Here is a 16,993-nt window from a genome sequence, read left to right on the forward strand (position 1 = left end):
AGGGTCGGTCTGTCAGATGCCGGGCGAGTTGAAGACGTTCAGCAGGCCGAGAATGATCGACAGCACGGCCAGGCCGGCGCCGACGAGACCACAGATGAAGCCGGCCTTGGCCTGGCCGAGGTTGTTGGCCAGCCCCTGCGCCACCTTCTGCTTGCCCAGGTGGCCGAGCACGGCGGCGGCGATGCCGGCCGCGAGGCCGAGCGGCGCGCAGCACACGAGCGGGATCGACGCGATGCCGAGGATCAGCGACACGAGGCCCATCGTGTTGTTCTGCGGTTGGGCCGGCGGGCCATAGCCCTGCGGCGGGTACGGGTTGGTCACGAAGTGTCCTTCCGGGGTGGTTGACCTGCAAATATTCCTGGAAGATCATCACTGCGTCAAGGCCGGTCGCAAGGGCTGACCTGCGGGGCCGGTATCGTCTACCTACGTGCCGACGTCCGCTCGCATCGTGGTTCTGATCTCCGGTTCCGGCAGCAACCTGGCCGCCCTGCTCGATGCCTGCGCCGATCCCGGCTATGGCGCGACCGTGGTGGCGGTCGGTGCCGACCGCGACGGCATCGCCGGCCTCGACCGGGCGGTCGCCGCCGGTCTGCCGACGTTCGTCGAGCGGGTGAAAGACCACGCGTCCCGGGAGGCCTGGGACGCCGCGCTGACGCAGCGCGTCGCCGAACACCAGCCCGATCTCGTTGTCTCCGCCGGCTTCCTCAAGCTGGTCGGCGCGCACTTCCTGACCGCCTTCGGCGACCGCTACCTCAACACGCACAACGCGCTGCTGCCGGCGTTTCCCGGCATCCACGGGCCGCGCGACGCGTTGGACTACGGGGTCAAGCTCGCCGGCGCGACGCTGTTCTTCGTCGACGCGGGTGTCGACACCGGACCGATCGTGGCCCAGACCGCGGTGCCGGTCCTGCCCGACGACACCGAGGAGACGCTCACCGAGCGGATCAAGGTCGCCGAGCGCAAGCAACTCGTCGACAACGTCGGCCGCCTGGTCCGCGAGGGCTGGACCATCACCGGAAGGAAGGTCACCATCCCATGAACGACGACGCACGGCGGCCGCTGCGACGCGCCCTGGTCAGCGTGTACGACAAGACCGGGCTGACCGAGCTGGCCACCGCCCTGCACGCCGGCGGTGTGGAGATCGTGTCGACCGGGTCGACCGCCGCGGCCATCGCCGCCGCGGGCGTGCCCGTCACCAAGGTGGAGGACCTGACCGGCTTCCCGGAGGTGCTCGACGGCCGGGTCAAGACGCTGCACCCGCGGGTGCACGCCGGCCTCCTGGCCGACACCCGCCTGCCGGCGCACCTCGAACAGCTCACCGACCTCGGCATCGCGCCGTTCGAGCTGCTGGTGTCCAACCTGTACCCGTTCCAGGAGACCGTCGCCTCCGGTGCCTCGGTGGACGAGTCCATCGAGCAGATCGACATCGGCGGCCCGGCGATGGTCCGCGCCGCCGCGAAGAACCACGCGTCCGTCGCGGTCGTGACCTCGCCGGCGGCGTACCCGATGGTGCTCAACGCTGTTTCCGGTGGTGGGTTCACGCTCGCGGAGCGCCGCGCGCTGGCGGCCAAGGCGTTCGCCGACATCGCGGACTACGACGTCGCGGTGGCCGACTTCTTCGCGACCACGGTGGCGCCCGCGGAGTGGCCGACCTTCGCGGGGCTCACGCTGCGGGTCGAGACGCCGCTGCGGTACGGCGAGAACCCGCACCAGCAGGCGGCGCTCTACACGAACCCGTCGTCGCCGGCCGGGCTGGCGCAGGCCGAGCAGCTGCACGGCAAGGAGATGTCCTACAACAACTACGTGGACGCGGACGCGGCCTGGCGCTCGGCACACGACTTCGACGCGCCGGCCGTCGCGATCATCAAGCACGCGAACCCGTGCGGCATCGCGGTCGGCGACGACGTGGCCGAGGCCCACCGCAAGGCGCACGCCTGCGACCCGGTGTCGGCGTTCGGCGGCGTGATCGCGGTCAACCGCGAGGTCACCGTCGAGATGGCCGAGCAGGTCGCCGAGGTCTTCACCGAGGTGCTGGTGGCGCCGTCCTTCGCCGACGGCGCGCTGGACATCCTGAGCCGCAAGAAGAGCATCCGCCTGCTGAAGGCGCCGGCGTTCGCGCCGCTGCCGGCCGAGTGGAAGCCGATCACCGGCGGCGTCCTGGTGCAGATGCGCGACGCGATCGACGCACCCGGCGACGACCCGGCGGCCTGGCGCCTGGCGGTCGGCACCCCGGTGTCCGACGACGTGCTGGCCGACCTGGCCTTCGCCTGGCGCGCGGTCCGCTCGGTGAAGTCCAACGCGATCCTGCTGGCCCGCGACGGCGCCTCGGTCGGCGTCGGCATGGGCCAGGTCAACCGTGTGGACTCCGCGAAGCTGGCGGTCTCCCGGGCGGGCGCCGAGCGCGCTGCCGGCGCGGTCGCCGCATCGGACGCCTTCTTCCCGTTCGCGGACGGCTTCGAGATCCTCGCGGAGGCGGGGGTGCGGGCGGTGGTCCAGCCGGGCGGCTCGATGCGCGACGAAGAGGTGATCGCGGCAGCCGAGGCGGCCGGGGTAACCATGTACTTCACCGGGGCCCGGCACTTCTTCCACTAGGCCCTGTTTCGCATCTGGGGTCGAGGCGAGGCGGAGTCCAGGGGTCGTCTGGGTGTGCGGCGGCTTTGCCCGGATACCGGTGTTGTATCCGGGTGAAGGTGCCGTGCGGCCAGGCGGCGCCTGGGCCCGCCGCAGCCCGGCCTCAGATGCGAAACAGGGCCTGGGGCCTAGGCGACGGTCAACCGAAGCTCACCGCGCTCGCCGCTGGCCCGCTCGGCGGTGATCGTCCAGCAGCCGGCGGTGGGAAAGACAAACCCGGTGCCGTACTCACTGCCGGGGCGTTCCCACGTGCTGCCGCCGTGCCCTGTCGGCCCCCAGGCCAACTTCCCCTGGGCGCCGTCGGGGCCCGCGGCGGAGACGGTGAAGTCGCCCTCACCACCGATCTTCCACACGATCTTCGTCTCGGTGCCGGCCAGCACGGGTGCGGGCTGGCCCGGCTTGGGGAAGAACAGCGCCCACAGCGAACCGGTCCCCTGCATCTCGCTGTTTACCGGCGAGCCACAGGGGGCCGGCGGGGGTGCGGCTTCCCGGTCCCCCGAACAGCCCGCCGCCAGCACCATCATCAGACCGGCCAGCACCACACCGAGACGCCGCACACCCATGACCATGCCTAGGCAGAGCCACGGCACGGCTCCGGGGTTCCCGTCGCTACTGTTGTGCCGATGCAGCCGCTGCCGGACGACGTCCACGAACTGTTGACGGCGCTCGACGCGCCGCCGCGACTGGTCGCGCACCTGCGGGCCGTACACGATGTCGCTTGTGTACTGACCGAGGTCCTGGCGGACCGCTACCCGGCGCTGGGTTTCGATCGCGCGGCCGTCCGCTACGGCGCGGCCACCCACGACATCGGCAAGGTCGTCCACCGCGACGAGTTGACGGGTCCGGGATCCCGGCACGAGCCCGCCGGTGAGGCGCTGCTCGTCGCCCGTGGCATCGCACCGGGGCTCGCCCGTTTCGCCGGCACGCACGGCAGTTGGACGGCGCCGCACACGACCATCGACGACCACCTGGTCAGCCTCGCCGACAAGATCTGGAAGGCGAAGCGGGTCGAGGACCTCGAAGACCTGGTCACGGCGCGGATCGCCGTCGACTGCGGCATCGCGCGGTGGGAGGCGTTCAGCGGGCTCGACGACATCCTCGACGCCATCGCGGCGGGCGCCGACGAGCGGCTGGCCTACCAGGCGCGTCATCCCGCCTAGAGCAGCCGGAGCAGGAGGTCGCGGGTCGAGCCCATGCCGTAGCGGTCCTCGGTGCTCGACAGCTCCGCCACCTCGGCCACGATCGGGGCGAGGTCGACGCCGGCGGTGCGGGCCTGCTCGACCAGGTCGCGGAGGCGCAGGAGCTCGTCGCGAGTGTCGTTGCCCTGGTCCCGTGCCGCCCAGCGGATCAGTTCCGCGCGGAACTCGGCCGCGGGGTCAGCCGGAGCGGGCGACACGGAAACCTACGTCGTCGACGCGGAAGGTGGGGTGGCTGCGGCGGCGGACCGAGGCGCGGCAGCTCCACTGCTCGTCGAACCAGCCGCCTCCGCGTAGGACGCGGTACGTGCCGTAGACCTCCGCGTCGTAGACGTCCCAGCACCAGTCCCAGGCGTTGCCGAGCAGGTCGTAAAGGCCCCAGGCGTTGGGCTCGCGGGTGCCGACCTCGTGGATCCGGTCGCCGGAGTTGCCGCGGTACCAGGCGATCTCGTCCAGCGGGCCGTAGCGCGGGCCGGTCGTGCCGGCGCGGCACGCGTGCTCCCACTCGGCCTCCGTCGGCAGCCGGTAGCCGTCGGTCGACCGGTCCCAGGAGACCTCTTCACCGGCGATCGCGTACGCGGGCGTCAGGTCCTCGGCCAGCGAACGGGCATTGCAATAGGCGACCGCGTCCCACCACGAGACCGTCTCGACCGGCAGCCGGTCGCCGGTCGACGCGCTCGGGCGGGCGCCGGTGACCGCCAGATACAAAGCCTGCGTCACCGGGAACGCGCCCAGCTCGAAGGCGTCGACGGCGACCGACCAGCGGCGTTGGGTGCGCCGGTCGGACAGCGTCACCTCCCCGGCCGGCACCGGGACCATCACGGTTCGACGATCGCGCCGTAGCTCATCGCCACCAGGGCCGCCTGCGCGAGATCCAGGCGTACGCCGGTCAGGTCGAGCTCGTTCAGCGCCACGTTGGACAGGTCCGCTCCGCGCAGGTCGGCGCCCTTCAGCGCGGCCTGCCGCAGCTGCGCACCGGCCAGGTCGGCGCCGCGCAGGTCGCAGCGGGTCAGGTCGGCGTCGCTCAGGTCGGCGTCGCGCAGCTTGACCCCGGCCAGGCTGACCCCGCCGAGCTTCGCGCCCCGGGCCACGACGAACGACCAGTCGCCGCCGGTGACGGTCAGCGGGCGCAGGTCACAGTCGTCGAAGGTGGTGCCGGTCAGCTTGCAGTCGTCGAGCTGGGCGTTGAAGAAGACGGACTTGCGAATCGTGCAGCGCAGCAGGGCGCACCGGGTCAGCACCGCGCTGGACAGCTTGACCCGCGACAGGTCGCACTCGTCGAACCGGCAGCCGGTCAGCACGGCCTCGGTCAAGTCGACCTCGTCGAACGCGCAGCGCTCGAAGGTGACCCGGTCGAGCTCGTCCAGGGCCCAGTCCTCGACCGAGAACCGCTCGGAAACATAGGAACCTCCCGCTGCGATCACCCTGACAGCATGCCAACCGGGCCGCCGGCCCGCGCGCCCGGCAGGGCCCGGGCGGTGACCAACTGGACCTCGATGGGTGCCGCGACCGCGCCGGTCGGGGAGACGAAGGGCGCCAGCGCAGTGCGACAGTCAAGAACGATCCGATCGTGTACGTCGGGTTCGAGCGCACCGAACGGCAGGAGCTCGACGGCGAGGAAGGTGTCCAGCGAGTCGAGCCGGGTCGCACTGGTCCAGGTCTCGAAACTGTCCACCAGCAGGCCGGCCCGGGTCAGCAGCTCCGACAGCAGCGCCGGCGATCCCGCGCTGAAGTACACCGACAGCAGGTCAGCGGTCGCCGGGCCGGCGTGCCGGGCGACCACCTCGACCAGGGCGCGATAGCCGGCGCTCTCGGAGAGCCGCCCGGGCACCTGGACCACGACCCGGCCGGCCACCCGGCCCAGCTCCCGCAACGCCGCCACCTGGTCGTCGAAGAACATCAGCCCGGCCTGCGAGACGGCGACGTCGAAGGCGCCCGCGGCGAACGGCAGAGCGCAGGCGTCGCCTTCGAGAAAGCGGAGGTCCAGCCGCAGCCGACGCGCCACCGCCAACATGGCCGGATTCAGGTCGACCCCCACCACCGTGCCGGTCGGCCCCACCACCGCGGACGCCGCCCGGGCCACCGCGCCCGTTCCGCAGGCCACGTCCAGCACCGAACGACCGGGCGTCAACCCGGCGGCCGCGACCGCCCGGCGTGCCCAGGAGCCGAACAGCGCCGGCACGAACGTCGACTCGTAGAACTCCGCCGCCTCGGCGGACAGCGCGTAGGACATGCGTCAAGGACACCGCGCCAGCGGCCATCCAGGAAGTGCGAATTCTGGACTTCCGCGCGGGCGCGGCGCCGAGGATGGTGGGCGTATGCGCAGCTACGGCCAGTACTGCCCGATCGCGCTGGCGGCCGAGGTGCTCGCCGAGCGCTGGATCGAGGTGGACGGGCTCGTCACCACCGACACCGCGACCCTGGTCCGCTGGTACGCCGGCGAGGCCACCCTGGACCCGGCGAGGTGGCCGGCCCGCGCTGGCTGCGTCAGCAGTTGCGGGGTTGGGGGCGGCTGAACCCGTACACGCGAGAGCCCGCCCACGCCGAAGCGTGAGCGGGCTCCGAGGAAGAACTAGCCGACCTTGCGGGCCAGGTTCTCGTCGAGCGCGTTCATGAACTCGTCGGTGGTCAGCCACGGGGCGTCGCGGGAGATCAGCAGCGCCAGGTCCTTGGTCATCTGACCGCCCTCGACGGTCTCGATGCAGACCTGCTCGAGCTTGTTGGCGAAGTCCGTGACCGCCGGGGTGTTGTCGACCTTGCCCCGGTGGGCCAGGCCGCGGGTCCAGGCGAAGATCGACGCGATCGGGTTCGTCGACGTCTTCTCGCCCTTCTGCCACTGGCGGTAGTGCCGGGTGACGGTGCCGTGCGCGGCCTCGGCCTCGACGGTCTTGCCGTCCGGCGTCATCAGCACCGAGGTCATCAGGCCCAGCGAGCCGAAGCCCTGCGCCACGGTGTCCGACTGCACGTCGCCGTCGTAGTTCTTGGCGGCCCAGACGAAGCCGCCCTCCCACTTGAGCGCCGCCGCGACCATGTCGTCGATCAGGCGGTGCTCGTAGGTGATGCCGGCCGCCGCGAACTGGTCCTTGAACTCGGCGTCGAAGACCTCCTGGAACAGGTCCTTGAAGCGACCGTCGTACGCCTTGAGGATCGTGTTCTTGGTCGACAGGTAAACCGGGTAGTGGCGCTCGAGGCCGTACCGGAACGACGCCCGCGCGAAGTCGCGGATCGAGTCGTCGTAGTTGTACATGCCCATCGCGACGCCGCCGCCGGGGAAGTCGGCGATCTCGAACTCCATCGGCTCGGAGCCGTCGGCCGGGGTGTAGGTGATGGTGACGCGACCCGGGCCGGGGACCACGAAGTCGGTCGCCTTGTACTGGTCGCCGTGGGCGTGACGGCCGATGACGATCGGCTTGGTCCAGCCGGGCACCAGGCGGGGGACGTTGGACATGACGATCGGCTCACGGAACACGACGCCGCCGAGGATGTTGCGGATCGTGCCGTTCGGCGAGCGCCACATCTTCTTGAGGCCGAACTCTTCGACGCGGGCCTCGTCGGGGGTGATGGTCGCGCACTTGACGCCGACGCCGTGCCGCTTGATGGCGTTGGCCGCGTCGACGGTGACCTGGTCGTCGGTCGCGTCGCGGTGCTGGATCGACAGGTCGTAGTACTCGAGGTCGACATCGAGGTACGGCTGGACCAGCTGCTCGCGGATCTGCTTCCAGATGATCCGGGTCATCTCGTCGCCGTCGAGCTCGACGACCGGATTCGCTACCTTGATCTTGGCCATTCGCCGGCGCTCCTCTCGGACTTCTCGTTAGCAGTACGAGCGTACTGCAGCCGATCGGGGGGCCTCCTGCGGCCCCTCATCGTGGGAGCATCGGGCGATGCCCCTCCAGCACCAGGTCGGCGAAGCCACGATCATCGTCCTGCCTGACGGTGAAGGTCCCTTTTTCGAACCCCGCACAAAGGCGTTTCCCACCGCAACTGCGGATGATTGGCGCAAAGCCGACGAGACCGACCCCGCCTCCGTGACCGCGGGCGGCGACTGGCTGCTGCGCTTCCGCTGCTTCGCGATCCGCCTCGGCGGCCGCACCGTGATCGTCGACGCGGGCATCGGCCCGGCCGACTCGCCCGCCGCGGCCTGGGCGCCGGTGCCCGGCCGGCTGCCCGCCTCGCTCACCGAGGCCGGCATCGACCCCGCCGAGGTCGACACGGTCGTCCTGACCCACCTGCACACCGACCACATCGGCTGGGCGATGTCGGCCGGCAAGCCGTTCTTCCCCAACGCGCGCTACGTCATGCAGCGCACCGAGCTCGATGCCATCAAGGAGCACGCGGCGCCGGCCGGCCCGTACGCGATGGACCCGCTGCTGGCCGCCGGTCAGCTCGACGCGGTCGACGGCGAGCACCGGCTGGCCCCGGGCCTGCGGGTGGTCCACACACCGGGCCACACCCCGGGCCACCAGTGCGTGCTGCTCGAAGACGGCGGCGACACGGTGGTGGTGACCGGCGACCTGTTCGTGCACGCCGTGCAGGTGGTCGCGCCGGAGACGGCGTACACCCACGAGATGGATCCCGAGCTGGCCCGCACGAGCCGCGTCGCGCTGCTGCGCCAAGCGCGCGAAAAAGGGGCCACCCTGGCGGTTTCCCACCTGGGTGACCCCTTTATCAAGATCTAGAGGTTCGCGACGTCGCCCTGCTTGGCGCGGACGGCCTCGGCGGCCTCGCTCAGGGCGGCCCGCTCCGACTCGGTGAGGTCGGTCTCGACGACGCGCTTCACGCCGCCGGCGCCGATCTCGGCCTCGACGCCCAGGTAGACGCCGGAGATGCCGTACTCACCGTCGACCCAGGCGCAGACCGGCAGCACCGTGCCGCTGTCCTCGGCTACCGCGCGCGCCATCCGGGCCGCGGCGGCCGACGGGGCGTAGTAGGCCGAGCCCGTCTTGAGCAGCGCGACCACCTCGGCGCCACCGTTGCGGGTGCGGACCACCAGCTCGTCGATCTTCTCGGCGGGCAGGAGCTCGGAGAGCGGCTTGCCGTTGACCGTGCACTGCGACGGCACCGGCACCATGGTGTCACCGTGCGAGCCCAGGGTCAGCGTCTTCACCGTGCCGACCGGCACGGCCAGCGTCTCGGCGACGAAGTTGCTGAACCGGGCGGTGTCGAGCATGCCCGCCTGGCCGAGCACCTGGTTCTTCGGGAAGCCGGTGGCGATCTGGGCCAGCGCGGTCATCTCGTCGAGCGGGTTCGACACGACGATCACGACGGCGTCCGGCGCGTGCCGGGCCACCTGCTCCGAGACGCCCCGGACGATCTTGGCGTTGGTCTCCAGCAGGTCCATCCGGCTCATGCCCGGCTTGCGCGGGAGGCCGGCGGTGATCACGACGATGTCGGAGCCGGCGATCTTCTCGTAGCCGGAGCCGTCGGTGCCCGTCGTGACACCGACGACCTCCGTCTCGAAGCCCTCGATCGGCCGGGACTGGTTCATGTCGAGGGCGAGACCCTCGGGCTTGCCGTCGATGATGTCGGTCAGCACGACGGTCTCGAAGACGTCGTACTCGGCCAGCCGCTGCGCCGTCGTCGAGCCGTAGAAACCGGCACCGACGACGGTGACCTTCTTGCCCATGGTCGCCTCAACTCCCTGTTACCGGCAGATTTCCCGCGACCGTATCAGCGCCGGTCAGGGCGGCCGGCCCTAGGGGCACCAGCCGTTCACCGGGTCACTCCGGCCGGTCCACAGGAACGCGTCGCTGATGTAGCTGCCGTCCCGCAGCTTGCTCCACAGGTTCGTGGTGAACCCGTTCCGCCCGACGTGCAGCGTCCCCCGCTTGGAGCAGACGATGTCGATCGTCTCGCCGTCGGGCGTCTCGCCGACCTGGGCGTAGCCCGTTCCTGGCCCCGAGCGGTGGATGGTGGCGCCGCCACCGTTGGTGTCGACGATGCCCTGGCGGAAGCCGAGCCGGCCGTAGTTGAAGAGCTCGTTGCCGACCTCGGCGCGGGTCGAGCCGTGCAGCGCGTACCCGTCGTAGAGGGCCTTGTTCTCCTCGATCACCCACTTGCCGATCGCGGTGCCGTCGATCGCCACGTACTTGTTGTTGAAGCGCAGCGAGAAGTGCACGTGCGCGCCGGTCGAGGAGCCGCCGCAGGAGACGTCGTTGCCGATGTCGCCGAGGAACTCGCCGTCGGCGACCTTCTTGCCGCTCGCCTTGATGTTGCCGGAGAGGTGGTAGTAGTCCGTCGCCCAGCCGCGGTCGTGGATGACCCGGAGCCAACCCTTGCCCGACGAGCACATCGTGTACGCGAGCCCGGCGCGGGCCGCGAGCACCCGGCCGTCGCCGCCGGACAGGTCGATCGAGCTGCGGACGGTGTTGCTCATGCGGTGCGGACCGCCGGTCAGCAACCAGGCCTGCCCGTTGGCGTACGGGAGGCGGAGGCCGGTGCGCTTGTCGACCGACTTCTCGGCCCGGCGGTCGACTCCGAGCACCTGGCGCTCCGCGGAGCTCAGGATCGGGGACTTGCCGGCGAGGCTGGCGAACGCGGGCTCGCCTTCGAGCGCGGCGGTCCAGCCCTTCTTGTCGCGGTGGGCGATGAAGAGCCAACCCTCCGGGTACGCTCCGGCGGCCTTCTTGGCGACCAGCACCGCGGTGCCGAAGCCCCAGGTGTTGGTGGTGCGCGAGGCGATGTTCACCTGCGGCTCGGGTGCGGCGACGATCGACGTCTTGCTGCGGGAGATCAACAGTTGCCGCACTGCGGCGGTGAGGTCGGCTTTCGGGCCGGCGTGCGCGCTGGTGGCGACCCCGGCGAATCCGATCAGTGCGGTTAGGACGGCAGATGCGGCTATTGCGATACGGAGTCGCATAATACGATGATCGGAAATTAGGGCATCTCGGTCACGCCGCCACGCCGCCGACGATCCGGGCTCAACGGTTTTCGGGCCGATCGGCCACATTGGCCGAGGCGGCGATCCGACCCCGGCGCGACCCGACGCGGCGGCCCGCCTCGCCGGATGGCCGGCCCGTCCGCAGGTGGGGCGCACCCGATGGCGCATCGGTCACAATGGGTAGTCGCACGCTCGCCGCGATCCGCGCTCCGTGTCCGACATGTCGGTCTTAGGGACGGGCCGTTTTGCCCTGAGACCTGAGGCATAATTTCCCCCGGCCCACTCGTGGACCTTGCGCTGTGTGGCCGTTCCACAACAGACGAAGAGCTTGACCCGCAACACGTGGCGGACCGGCGTCGTGACCTCGTCGTGATCCGCCGGTTTGGCTGAGGGAGTCCGTTGACTTACCTTTGCCGACGTTGCACTGCGTCACCCGACCGGTGGCGCGTCGACCCGCGCGCGCGAGCAAGTGCCACCAAGGAGGCTCCATGCAGGTTCGCAGGCTGATCGCCGGAACCCTCGTTCCCCTGGCCGTCACCGCCGGCCTGGTCGGATGCAACAGTGGCGATTCGGCGAAGGTCGATCCGACGGGTGTGGTCAGCATCCAGATCGCCGAACCGCAGCACCTCCTGCCTTCCAACACCAATGACGCGAGCGGCATCCAGGTGCTGTCCGCGCTCTACGCGGGGCTGGTCAGCTACGACCAGAGCTTCAAGCCGGTGCCCGACACCGCCCAGTCGATCGAGTCGTCCGCCGACCACCGGGTCTGGACCATCAAGCTCAAGGACGGCTACACCTTCCACAACGGGGAGAAGGTCCGGGCCGACAACTACATCAACGCCTGGAACTACGCCGCGTACGGACCGAACGCGCAGAACAACGGCTACTTCTTCAGCCGGATCCAGGGCTTCGGGGAGACCCAGCTCGGTCCGGACCCGGACGGCGCCGACGGCCCGGAGAAGCCCGCGCCGCCGAAGGCCAAGACGATGAGCGGCCTCAAGAAGATCGACGACCTGACCTTCCAGGTCACGCTGTCCGAGCCGTTCACGGAGTTCGAGACGGTGATCGGCTACAGCGCGTTCTACCCGCTGCCGGACGCCGCCTTCACCGCTCCCGGTGTGATCAACGAAGACTTCGAGGCCGCGCCGATCGGCAACGGCGCGTTCCAGATGAACGGCAAGTGGGAGCACGACGCCAAGGTCGAGGTGGCCAAGTACGACGGCTACCCGGGCACGAAGCCCAAGGTCGGCGGCGTCGAGTTCCGGATCTACCTGCAGCCCAGCGCCGCGTACGCGGACGTGCTCTCCGACAACCTCGACGTGATCCCGCAGATCCCGACCGAGAGCATCGTGACCGCGCCGGACGACCTCGGTGACCGGTTCCAGCGCAGCTCGGCGTCGCAGTTCCAGTTCCTCGCGTTCCCGACCTTCGAGACGGAGTTCTCGAAGCCAGAGGTGCGCAAGGCGATCTCGATGGCGATCGACCGCGACGAGATCGTCCGGTCGGTCTTCAAGGGCTCGCAGCAGTCCGCCCGCTCGTTCGTCTCCCCGGTGGTCGCGGGCTACCGCGAGAACACCTGCGGCGAGGCCTGCGAGTTCGACCCGGGCAAGGCCAAGGCGCTCTACGAGCAGAACGACGGCCCCAAGAAGCTCAACCTGGCCTACAACTCGGACGGTCCGCACAAGGACTGGATCGACGCGACCTGCAACCAGCTCAACGCCAACCTCGGTGTCGAGTGCGTGGCCACGCCGGAACCGAAGATCGCGGACCTGCTGACCAAGGTCGAGGAGAAGCAGGACGTCGGCATCTTCCGGCTCGGCTGGACCATGGACTACCCGTCCATGGAGAGCTACCTCGGCCCGCTCTACACGACCAAGGGCTCGTCGAACTACTACGGCTTCTCCAACGCCGACTTCGACCGGCTGGTCAGCGAGGGCGCCGCGGCGAAGACCCCGGAAGAGTCGATCGCGAAGTACCAGGACGCCGAGAACATCCTCGCCCAGCAGCTCCCGGTGATCCCGCTGCGCTTCGCGCAGAACAACTACGGGTTCTCGACCCGAGTGCAGAACGTGGTCGTCGACCTGTTCAGCCGGATCGACCTCTCGCAGATCGAGGTGCTGGGCTGACCTGACGCACCGCGCGGCCGCCGGTTCTCTTCGGGACCGGCGGTCGTCGGCCGTCAGGGGACGCGAGGTAAGTTCATCACCCCCGCACCCGGCGCACAGAGACTGGCACCGCATGGCTCGCTACATCATCAGGCGTCTCCTCCAGATGGTCGTCACCTTCGTCGGGGCGACCTTCGTGGTGTACGCGCTGATGTTCGCGAACCAGAACGACCCGATCCAGGCGCTCGCCGGTGACCGGCCCGTCAGTGACAACGTCCGGCAGGTGCTGACCGAGCAGTACCACCTGAACGACCCGTTCCTGGTGCAGTACGGCTACTACATGCGGGGCCTGCTGACCGGTGACTTCGGCAAGACGCTCACCGGCCGGCCGATCGGTGACGTGATGTCCGACGCCTGGCCCAACACGATCAAGCTCGCGCTGCTCGCGCTGTTCTTCGCCACGCTGTTCGGCATCGCCGCTGGCCTGGTCGCGGGCCTGCGGCGCGGGAGCGTCTTCGACAACACCACGCTCGCGCTCACCCTGGTCGTGGTCGGGCTGCCGATCATCGTGCTTGCCCCGATCGCCCAGCTCGTCTTCGGCGTCAAGCTGGGCTGGTTCCCGACCACGGCCGGCGCCAGACCCAGCCTCTACGGGCTGATCCTGCCCGCGCTCGTGCTCGGCGCGGCCTCGACCGCGACGATCCTGCGGCTGACCCGCGCCTCGGTGGCCGAGAACGTCCGTGCCGACTACGTGCGCACCGCCCGCGCGAAGGGGCTCTCCGCGCGCCGGGTGGTCGCCGTGCACGTGCTGCGCAACTCGATGATCCCGGTGATCACCCTGATCGGCGTCGACCTCGGCACCCTGATGGCCGGCGCGATCATCACCGAGGGCGTGTTCAACATTCCGGGTGTCGGCTCCAAGCTGCTCCTGGGCATCCAGACCGAGGACGGCCCGCTGGTGGTCGGCTTCGTCAGCGTGCTGGTCGTCGTCTTCCTGGTCACGAACCTGCTCGTCGACCTGCTCTACGCCGTACTCGACCCGAGGATCCGGTATGAGTGACCTGGAGATGGCGGCGACCACCGAGCTCGGCGTCCGCCCGTCCGGCGACCCGGCCGCCGGGCCTGCCGCGACCGCGAAGACCCGCAGCCTGTACGCCGACGCCTGGTACGACCTGCGCCGCAACTGGATCTTCTGGGTGGCGTCGGCCCTGGTCGTGCTGATCGTGCTGATGGCGGTCTGGCCCGGGCTGTTCAGCTCCGCCGACCCGACCGCCTGCAACACCCGCCGGCAGTTCGCCGGGCCGTCCGGCGGTGCGATCCTCGGCTACGACTTCCAGGGCTGTGACGTCTTCTCCCGCACCGTGCACGGCGCCCGCGCATCCGTGCTGGTCGGCGTCTTCGCCGTACTCATGACCGGGGTGATCGGCCTGGTCTTCGGCATGCTGGCCGGCTACTTCGGCGGTTGGCTCGACGCCATCCTGTCCCGGGTGGTCGACGTCGTGCTCGGCATCCCGCTGCTGCTGGCCGCCATCGTGCTGAGCAAGCGGCTCTCCGCCGACCGGCAGGGCTCCGGCATCGCGACCGTCGTCATCGTGCTGGGCATCCTCGGTTGGACCACTGCGGCCCGGGTGATGCGCGGTTCGGTGATCGCCGCCCGCAGCCAGGACTACGTCGCCGCGGCCCGGATGCTCGGCGCCGGCCCGCTGCGGATCATGTGGCGGCACATCCTGCCGAACGCGCTCGCGCCGTTCATCGTGGTGCTGACCATCGCGCTCGGCACGTTCATCGCCACCGAGGCGACCCTGTCGTTCCTCAACATCGGCCTGCGATCACCGGCGATCTCGTGGGGGATCGACATCGCCACCGCTGGCAAGCACGTCCGAGAGTCGGCCACGCCCCTCGTCGCGCCCTCGGTATTCCTCACCCTGACGGTGCTCGCGTTCATCATGCTCGGCGACGCCATCCGGGACGCCTTCGACCCGAAGCTGCGCTGATGACCCAACCGAACCCGTACCAGCAGCAATGGCCAGGCCAGCCGGCTGCACAGCAATGGCCGGAACAGCCGGCTCCCGCCCCGGTCGTCGCCGGCTGGGACGACCCGAACCGGGGTGGCTGGGACACGCCGACCGCGGCCTGGTCGACGCCGCCGAGCCGCGCCCGGGTCACCCAGCCGCGCTCCGGTGAGCACCTGCTCGACGTGCGCGACCTGCGGGTCGAGTTCGACACCCGGGACGGCGTCGCGCGGGTGGTCAACGGGGTGTCGTTCCACGTCGACCCCGGTGAGACGCTGGCCATCCTCGGCGAGTCCGGCTCCGGCAAGTCGGTCACCGCGCAGGCCGTGATGGGCATCCTGGACACCCCACCGGCGGTGGTACGCGGCGGCCAGGTGCTCTTCGGCGGCGAGGACCTGCTGACGGTCTCGCCCGACCGCCGCCGTCAGGTGCGCGGCCAGGAGATCGCGATGGTCTTCCAGGACGCGCTGTCCGCGCTCAACCCGGTCTTCCCGGTCGGCTGGCAGATCTCCGAGGCGCTCCGGTCGCGCCGCGGGATCGGCAAGGCCGACGCGCGGCGCCGGGCGATCGAGCTGATGGACATGGTGCAGATCCCGGCCTCGGCGGACCGCGTCGACGACTACCCGCACGAGTTCTCCGGCGGCATGCGGCAACGCGTCATGATCGCGATGGCGCTGGCCATGCGGCCGAAGGTCCTGATCGCCGACGAGCCGACCACCGCCCTGGACGTGACCGTGCAGGCCCAGATCATGGACCTGCTGGCGACCCTGCGGGCCGAGCTCGAGATGGCGCTCATCCTGATCACGCACGACCTGGGCGTCGTCGCCGACGTCGCGGACCGGATCACCGTGATGTACGCGGGCCGGGTCGTCGAGCAGGCCGACGTGCACACGTTGTACGCGTCGCCCGCACACCCGTACACCCGCGGTCTGCTGGCCTCCGTCCCTCGCCTGGATCACCGTGGCCACGGCCTCCACTCGATCAGCGGCACCCCGCCGAACCCGACGGCGATCCCCGACGGTTGCGCCTTCCACCCGCGGTGCCCGTGGGCGCAGCAGATGTGCCGGATGACCTCTCCGGCGCTGACGCGGATCGGCCGGCTCGACCGGGCCAGCGCCTGCCACTTCCCGCCGGAGGCACTCGATGCCCGTCTTGCGTGAGCCCATCCTGCGGGTCGAGAACGCCGTCAAGCACTTCCCGATCAGCCGCGGCGTGGTGCTGCCGAAGAAGGTCGGCGCGGTCAAGGCCGTCGACGGTGTCAGCTTCGAGCTGCGCCCCGGTGAGACGCTCGGGCTGGTCGGCGAGTCCGGCTGCGGCAAGTCGACGCTCGCCAAGCTGCTGATGCGGCTGGAGACGCCGACCGCCGGCCGCGCCTACCTCAAGGGCCACGACCTGTTCCGGATGCGCTCTGGCGACCTGCGTCGGCTGCGCCGGTCGATGCAGATGGTCATGCAGGACCCGTACACGTCGCTGAACCCCCGGATGACCGTCGCCGACATCGTCGGTGAGCCGTTCGACATCCACCCGGAGGCGGCCCCGAAGGGCAACCGCGACCAGGCGGTGCGGGAGCTCCTCGACCAGGTCGGCCTCTCACCGGAACACGCGAACCGCTACCCGCACCAGTTCTCGGGCGGCCAGCGCCAGCGCATCGGCATCGCCCGCGCGCTCGCCCTGCGACCCGAGGTGATCATCTGCGACGAGCCGGTGTCGGCCCTGGACGTGTCGGTGCAGGCGCAGGTGGTCAACCTGCTGGAGCGGCTCCAGGACGAGCTCGGGCTGGCGTACATCTTCATCGCGCACGACCTGTCGGTGGTCCGCCACATCAGCGACCGGATCGCCGTGATGTACCTCGGCCGGATCGTCGAGACCGGCACGTCCGACCAGGTATACCTGCGCCCGACACACCCGTACACCCAGGCGCTCCTGTCGGCGGTCCCGGTGCCGGACCCGACGGCCCGCGCCCGCCGCCAGATCATCCGGCTGACCGGCGACGTGCCGTCACCGGCGGACCCACCGAGCGGCTGCCGCTTCCGGACGCGCTGCTGGAAGGCCCAGCCGCGGTGTGCGAGCGAGGAACCACCGCTGTCGCAGCGGGCCGTCGACCCGCACCCGTCGGCCTGCCACTACGCGGAGCTGCACCAGGTCATCGCCTAGGGTGTCATTGCCCTA

General features: G+C 70.3%; 19 protein-coding genes. 10 read left to right on the forward strand and 9 right to left on the reverse strand.

All coding sequences use genetic code 11. The annotated features are described in order from the left end of the window. Positions 1-12: 12 nt before the first annotated feature. Entirely contained in the window at positions 13-321 is a 309-nt protein-coding gene (locus CHC05_RS04735) for a hypothetical protein (protein ID WP_089245072.1), read from the reverse strand. Positions 322-427: 106 nt separating this feature from the next. Between CHC05_RS04735 and purN the strand changes: the two genes are divergently transcribed. Next, positions 428-1,039, forward strand: coding sequence for a phosphoribosylglycinamide formyltransferase (purN, locus tag CHC05_RS04740; protein WP_089245074.1), 612 nt, complete (start codon positions 428-430; stop codon positions 1,037-1,039). Continuing rightward, positions 1,036-2,592, forward strand: coding sequence for a bifunctional phosphoribosylaminoimidazolecarboxamide formyltransferase/IMP cyclohydrolase (purH, locus tag CHC05_RS04745; RefSeq protein ID WP_089245076.1), 1,557 nt, complete (start codon positions 1,036-1,038; stop codon positions 2,590-2,592). Before purN ends, purH begins: the two co-directional genes overlap by 4 nt. 167 nt (positions 2,593-2,759) lie before the next feature. Here purH and CHC05_RS04750 read toward each other — a convergent pair whose 3' ends face one another. Continuing rightward, a complete protein-coding gene (locus CHC05_RS04750) occupies positions 2,760-3,188 on the reverse strand; it encodes a hypothetical protein (RefSeq protein ID WP_179266051.1) in 429 nt (142 codons plus the stop codon). A 66-nt stretch (positions 3,189-3,254) separates the two neighbouring features. Between CHC05_RS04750 and CHC05_RS04755 the strand changes: the two genes are divergently transcribed. Next, positions 3,255-3,791, forward strand: a complete 537-nt coding sequence (locus tag CHC05_RS04755; protein ID WP_089246090.1) for an HD domain-containing protein — start codon at positions 3,255-3,257, stop codon at positions 3,789-3,791. Here the strand turns inward: CHC05_RS04755 and CHC05_RS04760 are convergent. The 4 genes from CHC05_RS04760 to CHC05_RS04775 are packed head-to-tail and all read right to left on the reverse strand — an operon-like array spanning position 3,788 to position 6,060. After that, positions 3,788-4,027 carry a hypothetical protein gene (locus tag CHC05_RS04760; RefSeq protein ID WP_089245080.1) on the reverse strand — a complete coding sequence of 80 codons (240 nt, stop codon included), beginning with the start codon at positions 4,025-4,027 and terminating at the stop codon, positions 3,788-3,790. The two genes, CHC05_RS04755 and CHC05_RS04760, sit on opposite strands and share 4 nt — an antisense overlap. After that, a complete protein-coding gene (locus CHC05_RS04765; protein ID WP_089245082.1) occupies positions 4,008-4,646 on the reverse strand; it encodes a formylglycine-generating enzyme family protein in 639 nt (212 codons plus the stop codon). The genes CHC05_RS04760 and CHC05_RS04765 overlap by 20 nt, the downstream gene beginning before the upstream one ends. Further along, complete coding sequence (locus tag CHC05_RS04770; protein WP_245870662.1) at positions 4,646-5,251, reverse strand: pentapeptide repeat-containing protein; 606 nt, start codon at positions 5,249-5,251, stop codon at positions 4,646-4,648. The genes CHC05_RS04765 and CHC05_RS04770 overlap by 1 nt, the downstream gene beginning before the upstream one ends. Further along, positions 5,248-6,060, reverse strand: coding sequence for a methyltransferase domain-containing protein (locus CHC05_RS04775; protein WP_089245084.1), 813 nt, complete (start codon positions 6,058-6,060; stop codon positions 5,248-5,250). Before CHC05_RS04775 ends, CHC05_RS04770 begins: the two co-directional genes overlap by 4 nt. Before the next feature lie 85 nt (positions 6,061-6,145). On the opposite strand from CHC05_RS04775, the gene CHC05_RS04780 reads away from it, so the two are divergent. Then, on the forward strand, positions 6,146-6,343 hold the full coding sequence (locus tag CHC05_RS04780; RefSeq protein ID WP_089245086.1) for a hypothetical protein: 198 nt from the start codon (positions 6,146-6,148) through the stop codon (positions 6,341-6,343). 56 nt (positions 6,344-6,399) lie between these two features. Here the strand turns inward: CHC05_RS04780 and CHC05_RS04785 are convergent, their stop codons facing one another. Further along, a complete protein-coding gene (locus tag CHC05_RS04785) occupies positions 6,400-7,614 on the reverse strand; it encodes an NADP-dependent isocitrate dehydrogenase (protein ID WP_089245088.1) in 1,215 nt (404 codons plus the stop codon). Positions 7,615-7,855: 241 nt separating this feature from the next. Here CHC05_RS04785 and CHC05_RS04790 point away from each other — a divergent pair, with 241 nt between their 5' ends. Further along, the gene (locus CHC05_RS04790; protein WP_245870663.1) at positions 7,856-8,506 is read left to right on the forward strand and encodes an MBL fold metallo-hydrolase; all 651 of its coding nucleotides are present in this window, start codon (positions 7,856-7,858) and stop codon (positions 8,504-8,506) included. Here the strand turns inward: CHC05_RS04790 and mdh are convergent. After that, on the reverse strand, positions 8,503-9,453 hold the full coding sequence (gene mdh / locus CHC05_RS04795) for a malate dehydrogenase (RefSeq protein WP_089245091.1): 951 nt from the start codon (positions 9,451-9,453) through the stop codon (positions 8,503-8,505). The two genes, CHC05_RS04790 and mdh, sit on opposite strands and share 4 nt — an antisense overlap. Positions 9,454-9,522: 69 nt before the next feature. Further along, the gene (locus CHC05_RS04800; RefSeq protein WP_089245093.1) at positions 9,523-10,686 is read right to left on the reverse strand and encodes a M23 family metallopeptidase; all 1,164 of its coding nucleotides are present in this window, start codon (positions 10,684-10,686) and stop codon (positions 9,523-9,525) included. Between the two features lie 509 nt (positions 10,687-11,195). Here CHC05_RS04800 and CHC05_RS04805 point away from each other — a divergent pair. The 5 genes from CHC05_RS04805 to CHC05_RS04825 all read left to right on the forward strand — a co-directional run bounded on the left by CHC05_RS04805 (position 11,196) and on the right by CHC05_RS04825 (position 16,978). Further along, positions 11,196-12,833: a peptide ABC transporter substrate-binding protein gene (locus tag CHC05_RS04805; RefSeq protein WP_089245095.1), complete on the forward strand. Its 1,638-nt coding sequence runs from the start codon at positions 11,196-11,198 to the stop codon at positions 12,831-12,833. A gap of 112 nt (positions 12,834-12,945) precedes the next feature. Further along, positions 12,946-13,872: an ABC transporter permease gene (locus CHC05_RS04810; protein ID WP_089245097.1), complete on the forward strand. Its 927-nt coding sequence runs from the start codon at positions 12,946-12,948 to the stop codon at positions 13,870-13,872. Continuing rightward, a complete protein-coding gene (locus CHC05_RS04815) occupies positions 13,865-14,806 on the forward strand; it encodes an ABC transporter permease (protein WP_089245099.1) in 942 nt (313 codons plus the stop codon). The genes CHC05_RS04810 and CHC05_RS04815 overlap by 8 nt, the downstream gene beginning before the upstream one ends. Next, a complete protein-coding gene (locus tag CHC05_RS04820) occupies positions 14,806-15,984 on the forward strand; it encodes an ABC transporter ATP-binding protein (protein ID WP_089245101.1) in 1,179 nt (392 codons plus the stop codon). The genes CHC05_RS04815 and CHC05_RS04820 overlap by 1 nt, the downstream gene beginning before the upstream one ends. Next, entirely contained in the window at positions 15,968-16,978 is a 1,011-nt protein-coding gene (locus CHC05_RS04825; protein WP_089245103.1) for an ABC transporter ATP-binding protein, read from the forward strand. Before CHC05_RS04820 ends, CHC05_RS04825 begins: the two co-directional genes overlap by 17 nt. Positions 16,979-16,993: the final 15 nt, after the last annotated feature.

It is taken from the genome of Asanoa hainanensis, from assembly GCF_900188485.1.
In the GTDB taxonomy this organism is placed as follows: domain Bacteria; phylum Actinomycetota; class Actinomycetes; order Mycobacteriales; family Micromonosporaceae; genus Asanoa; species Asanoa hainanensis.